We start from the raw sequence: 1224 nt of genomic DNA, 5'->3' as shown, positions 1-1224 counted from the left end.
AATAACCACGGGGTTTTTGCTTTTTTGTATTTTACGGTTTATCTGCCCATGGGGCTTTGCTACTTCGGGTTTCCTTACATTTCTTCTTTATTCTTTCCTACTTCCTTTTATTCTTTATAAATACTCTTATGAGTTATCCAGATAAAATCAGGTGATGTGAAGCTTACAAAAATTCGACAAATTTAACCGCTTGTCAGAGTGAAATAATAAATTTAGTCATCATCTTTGATAAGGATCAGTGAGAGATTGCAGTTGCTTTTTCTAATTACCTTACTGTTGCACGTTGCAATATGAAATAGGGCTGATAATATGTAAATTATTCAAAAAATAATTTATAGCACAACATCAGGGTATTTCATGCAAAAATTTTTCTCTTTATCAGCACTTGCGTTGTTACTTTTCTCTAATTCGGCACTCGCTGCACCTAAAACATTTACTTATTGTATTGAATCTTCGCCTACTTTTTTAAACCCGCAAATCGGCACAGACGGTGCGACATTAGATGTGGCACAAGCACTATATAATCGTCTGATTGATTTTGAACTGGGGACGATAAATCTTATTCCGTCATTAGCTGAAAAATGGGATATTTCTGCGGATGGTAAAATCTATACCTTTTATTTACGTAAAGGGGTGAAATTTCATAAGAATAAAGAATTTACGCCATCTCGCAATTTCAATGCTGATGACGTGCTATTCGTGTTTAATCGTCAGTTAAATAAATATAACTATTTCCACAATGTATCGGGTGGCAACTAAGGTATGGATATGCCGAATATCATTGAAAAAGTCGAGAAAGTGGATACTTATGTGGTGAAATTTCACCTAAAAGTACCAAACGCTCCGTTTTTAGCTAATCTCGCGATGGATTTCGCTTCAATATTCTCTTCGGAATATGCGGATCAAATGTTAAAAGCCGGTACGCTGGAAAAAGTGGATACTGCACCGATTGGTACCGAGCCGTTTGAGTTTGCTGGTTTGCAAAAAGACGCTTATGTACGTTTTAAAGCATTTGATGATTATTGGCAGGGTAGAGCGAAATTAGACCGATTGGTGTTTAGTGTTACGCCTGATGCTACGGTTTGTTATGCTAAATTGCAGAAAAATGAATGTCAGGCAATACCTTATCCGAATCCGGCTGATATTGCTCAGATGAAAGCGGATACTAATTTGGTATTGGAAAAATCAGGGCTGAATATCGGCTATATTACTTTTAATTTGGGG

The 1224-nt window shown here is 36.4% G+C and carries 1 pseudogene; it reads left to right on the top strand.

Annotation, left to right across the window (positions count from 1 at the left end):
* Positions 1–357 precede the first annotated feature (357 nt).
* A pseudogene (locus HMPREF0027_RS11195) lies at positions 358–1224 on the top strand (ABC transporter substrate-binding protein); the annotation flags it as partial.

It is taken from the genome of Actinobacillus ureae ATCC 25976, assembly GCF_000188255.1.
GTDB classification, from domain to species: Bacteria; Pseudomonadota; Gammaproteobacteria; order Enterobacterales; family Pasteurellaceae; genus Actinobacillus; species Actinobacillus ureae.
The sequence above is the reverse complement of the archived record's forward strand: the minus strand, read 5'-3'. Positions and strand labels throughout refer to the sequence as shown.